Raw genomic sequence first — 4,768 nt, forward strand, 5'->3', positions numbered from 1 at the left:
CGGCGATCTTCGCCGGGGTGTCGGCGAACGCGTCGAGGGTCGCGGGCCTGCGGGCCCACAGCGTGGTGGGGTACCCGCCCTCGACGATCCGCCGCGCCATGGGGCCGCCCTGACTGCCCAACCCGATGAATCCGACGTGCATCAACGGGCCTCCATATCGGTGTCGTCAGCTGGCGAGCGTGACACCACGGTCACGTTCGGGCCCGAAAGTGACTGTGCCGTCACGTTCGACGAGTCGATCGAATGCGCACGGGCGGCCACACATTCGTCCGCGAACGCCAGAACTTTGGCGTGGTATTCCGGCGCCGTGTGACCGAGGCTGATGTTGTGTCCCGCATCGGGCTGTCGATGCACGATGAACCGCGGCGTTCCGGAGAACAGCGCCGCGATTTCGTCCATCGCCGAAGTGTCGTTCTGCCAAACTTTTTCGTGCTCGGCGATGCTGAACTGCACCGGCACACGTACGGCTGGGGCGAGCGCCGGGAAATCTTGACGCGCCCAGTTTGACACCATTTGGTCCTCGTAGGACGGCGCGGTCGGGGAGACCGTCGCGCCGTTGAGAACCTCGGGCGGATACAGGCTTTCCGGTTGCCACAACAGCTCACGCAACCCCGTGGGGCGACGCTCGCGCGTCGCAGTCTTCAGGATGTCCCGGGCCGCGGGGTGATAGTGGCGGCCGGTCCCTGCCAATTCGATGCCCAGTAGCTCCGCACCGCGCTCGTCGGCGGCCATCCGCATGACGAGTTCGCAACCGCCCGAATGGCCCATCAGAAACAGCCCGGCACCGCGCGGCTTCTGCCCGAGGATGCGATCCACCGCCCCGTACGCGAGATTGACTCGCTGCTCGGGCTCGGCCATCGCCTCCGGATAGGGAGCCGAACTGCCATAGCCCGGCCGGTCGAGCGCGACGACAATGAAACCTGCTGCGGCACCGGTGCGTAACAGTGAGGACGACGGGTGGCCCGGGCAATCGAAATAGACGGCGGTGGTGCCTCCGCCGTGAATGGCCACGATGACGGCCTCGGGATCGTCGGGGTTCTCGGGTTCGGCGACAATCGCCGACATCGGCACGCCGTCCACGATGACGAGCCTCGGCCGCGGAGGGATACTCATGCTCGCCTCATTCCGAGGCCCGGAGCAGGATCACGCCGCTGGGAGTGAGGCCGCCGCTGCTGACGACGCCGACGCGGGCGTCGGCGACTTGCCGGTCGCCGCCCTCGCCGCGCAGCTGGGTGACGGCTTCATGGAGCAGACCCATGCCGTGGGTGCGGCCGTGCGAGAGCTGTCCGCCGTGCGTGTTGAGTGGCAGCTGGCCGTCGCGGGCAATGTTCTTGCCGCCGTCCAGGAATTCCTTGGCCTCACCGATGCCGCAGAATCCGAGCGCCTCGATCCAGGACAGGCAATTGATGGTGAATCCGTCATACAGCTCGGCGACGTCCACGTCCGCGGGTCGCAGCGAGGTCCGCGTCCACACGTGCGCGGCTTGGCCCAGTACCTGTGGCTCGTGGGTGAGAGTGCTTTGGTCCCAGTCGATTCGCTCGATGATCTGTGTTCCCACCGCCTCCACCAGAACGGGCGGCTTCGCCAGGTCGCGGGCGGCGTCGACGGCGGAGACGATGACGGCGATCGCGCCGTCACACGGCACGTCGCAGTCATAGAGGCCGAAGGGCGTGGTGATCGGCCGCGCTGCGAGGTAGTCCTCCATCGTCATCGGAGACCGGTAAACCGCGGTGGGGTTGAGCTCGGCGTTGGCTCGCTGGTTCAACGCGATCCAGCCCAGCGTCTCTTTGGTGGTGCCGTACCGGTGAAAGTGCCGCTGCGCGTTCATGGCCAGGGTGTGCGCCGCCGACGTTGCGCCGAATGGCATCTGCCAGCCCGACATTCGGCCCCCTGATGCACCGGCCGGGGTGATCTTGCCATGCTTCATCAGCTCGCCGTGGGTGGCCTCCCACAGGGTCCGGAAACACAGCACATGACGCGCCAACCCGCAGGCGACCGCGAGCATCGCGGCGATCACCGAGCCGCCCGGGCCGAACGTCTCCATGGCGCCGTTGTGCCACGTCGGCCGGATGCCCAGTGCGGCCTCGAGCGCGGTGGTCCCGCCCTCCCCGAAGCCGCCGACATTGATCGCGCCGGGGTAGGTGGACAGGCCGTCGATGTCGGCGAGCGTCAGCCCGGCGTCGGCGATGGCCGCCTCGCATGCCTGCACCGTCAGCGCCAGTGGCAGCTGCATCAGCCGGCGTCCGATCGGCGACATGCCGATCCCGGTGAGTGCGACCCTGTCCTCGAACTTGTCGGTGGTCAGCATCGGCCGGACGTGTTCACCGAAGCGCTCGGGCGCGATGTCGTCGTCCGGGAGCCGACCGGGCTCGGCGTCGGTGAGGGGTCGAAACAGCGGAAACCACACGTCTTCGGCCTGCTCGAAGACGACCTCGACCTGTTGGCCGAGTTCGAGCTGATCGGGATCGCATTCCACGATGTTGGTGGTCAGCCGAACCCGGGGGTCTTCATCGATCGCGACCTGGGCGACCACGTACGGCGCCGGCAACCCGGGGAGGCTGAATCGGTGGTTGATGGTGAATCCGGCGAGGGCCGCCCTGCCCGAGACCGCGCGCACACCGATATCGCGGGACCGGCAGTACCGGCAGACCGGCGCGGGCGGATGGATCAGCGACTCGCAGCTTTTGCATTCCTGTAGGCGCAGCTTCCCGTCGGCGCCCGAAGTCCAGAAGAACTCGTTTTCCTCGGTGATCAGGGGCAGTGGGCGTCCGGATGCTGACACGTCACCTCCGGCAGTAGGACGGCCCTGCATGCAATGTGGTAGGCCCGTTATACGAATCGGAGAATTACGTTATCACTGCCATGCAGGCGCAATCCAGACGGATTCGGCAGTGCTCGTCCCGCGCGGCAGGGGGAGGGGACGCCCGCTCATCCCGTCATAGCGGGACCCAGACATATCCCACATACACGCCCCACTGGTTGAGACCGGCGCGCCACATCGGATCCTGCGGTGCCCATGACGGCCGTGGCGGAGGCGGCGGCACGTCCTGCCCGGCAAACGACGGCGCGTATGGCGGCGGGGGCGTGTACCACGCCGGCGGCGCGGGAGGCGTTTCGCACCCAAAGGTCGTCCGATTCCACGACATGTTGCGATCGCACTGCGCCGAGCTGACTCCCGGGGTGGCGATCACCGCGACCGCCAGCGCCACGAAGGTGACCGCAATGACGGCGGTCAGACGACAAAAAAGGCACCTCATGGTGGGCCTCCCGTTGGGGCCATCCTGGCTTGGGTGGCTTCAGCTTATTCCGTTCATACCGCGATGACCACGGGAAAACCTGCGGCGGCGACACAGCACCGAGCCGGCCTACGGTGACATCTCCTTGCGGCCGGGCGTTATGCTGCCAACCGGCATATCAAGTACTTCACATTGGGAGGGCTTGTTGCTCGAAGCGGAGAAGGTCCTGATCACCGGGGCGACGGGCAAGATCGCGTTTCCCATTGCGCGCGTCCTGGCGGCAAGGGGAAACGAGGTGTGGGGCGCCGCGCGCCTGAAAGATCCCGCGGCCCGGGACAAACTCATCGCGGCCGGCATCAAACCCGTCGCACTGGACATCGGCGGCGGCGACTTCTCCGGCCTCCCCGACGATTTCACCTACGTCTTTCACGCGGCGGTGGACCCGGGCGCGGACGACTGGAGCCGCTGCGTCGAAACAAACGCGCAGATGTCGGGCGAACTACTGCACCACTGCCGCACCGCCAAGGGCTTCGTGCTGTGCTCGACCGGATCGATCTACGCGTACCAGGGACAGCGACCGTTGACCGAGGCCGATCCGCCCGGGGTGCCGCTGCGCGCCAACTACAGCTTCTCCAAGGTTGCCGCGGAGTCGGTTTGCACCTGGATCGCCCGGCATTTTCACATTCCACTGACCATCATCCGGATCTGTTCGACGTATGGGCCCCAGGGAGGTGCGCCCGCTGATCGTCTCGATGCGATGTTGGCGGGCAAGCCGATTCGGCTGTATCCCGACAGGCCGAACAACTACAACCCGATCTATGAAGACGACTACGTGGAACTCGGGATCCGCGCCATGGAAGTGGCCGCGACGCCGCCGGTCGTGGTGAATTGGGCCGGCAGCCAAACGGTCAGTGTCGAGGATTACTGCACCTTCATGGGTGAGCTGATCGGGGTCGAGCCGATCTTCGAATACACGCCCGACGCACACACGCCGTTATGGCCGGACGTCACGCACATGCACGAGGTGCTCGGCCGCACCAAGGTGCCCTGGCGTGAGGGTTTTCGGCGCATGATTGCGGCCCGCCACCCCGAAATAACGCTGCCCCAACCTGATTCGACGCGAGTTTGAGGACGTACGCGATGCATCTACCCGGCACACCCTCGGACGAGGTCGCCGAGGTCCTTGCCACCGGCGATGGCGGGATCACTACCCTGTTCGTGTCCATGGCGACTCGCCACCCCGACGGGAAGGACGCCGAGTATCTGCGCTGGCACACCCTTGACCACCGGCCGGAGCAACACCGGCTGGCCGCGGTGCGTGCCTCGTTGCGACTGGTGTCCACGCCGGCCTGCCGCTCCGCGCGTCCGCTCGGTGACGGGCCGATGGACGCGGTCGACCACGTGATGACGTATTTCTTCGCCGACGTGGCCGGACTGCACGACTTCAACGAATTGTCCACCGCGCTCGGCAATGCCGGTCGCAAACTGCCCTTGCTGCCCCCGGTGGAGCGCGGCGTGTACGACGTCCGGAG

Annotated in this window: 5 protein-coding genes and 1 pseudogene; 2 read left to right on the forward strand and 4 right to left on the reverse strand. The window is 66.6% G+C overall.

Annotated elements, in window-relative coordinates; genetic code table 11:
* From Q0W90_RS23295 to Q0W90_RS23310, 4 genes are all read right to left on the reverse strand, one after another.
* On the reverse strand, window positions 1–142 hold a 142-nt coding region (locus tag Q0W90_RS23295), incomplete at its 3' end, for an NAD(P)-binding domain-containing protein (protein WP_297776926.1).
* A complete protein-coding gene (locus tag Q0W90_RS23300; protein ID WP_297776916.1) occupies window positions 142–1,113 on the reverse strand; it encodes an alpha/beta hydrolase in 972 nt (323 codons plus the stop codon). The genes Q0W90_RS23300 and Q0W90_RS23295, both read right to left, overlap by 1 nt.
* 7 nt (window positions 1,114–1,120) lie before the next feature.
* The gene (locus tag Q0W90_RS23305) at window positions 1,121–2,782 is read right to left on the reverse strand and encodes an OB-fold domain-containing protein (protein ID WP_297776919.1); all 1,662 of its coding nucleotides are present in this window, start codon (window positions 2,780–2,782) and stop codon (window positions 1,121–1,123) included.
* Window positions 2,783–2,936: 154 nt separating this feature from the next.
* The gene (locus Q0W90_RS23310; RefSeq protein WP_297776921.1) at window positions 2,937–3,257 is read right to left on the reverse strand and encodes a hypothetical protein; all 321 of its coding nucleotides are present in this window, start codon (window positions 3,255–3,257) and stop codon (window positions 2,937–2,939) included.
* 184 nt (window positions 3,258–3,441) lie between these two features.
* On the opposite strand from Q0W90_RS23310, the gene Q0W90_RS23315 reads away from it, so the two are divergent.
* On the forward strand, window positions 3,442–4,365 hold the full coding sequence (locus Q0W90_RS23315) for an NAD(P)-dependent oxidoreductase (protein ID WP_297776924.1): 924 nt from the start codon (window positions 3,442–3,444) through the stop codon (window positions 4,363–4,365).
* 11 nt (window positions 4,366–4,376) lie between these two features.
* Window positions 4,377–4,768: pseudogene (locus Q0W90_RS23320) on the forward strand (hypothetical protein); the annotation flags it as partial.

Origin of the sequence: Mycobacterium sp. (genome assembly GCF_025933915.1) — a bacterium.
Classification (GTDB): domain Bacteria; phylum Actinomycetota; class Actinomycetes; order Mycobacteriales; family Mycobacteriaceae; genus Mycobacterium.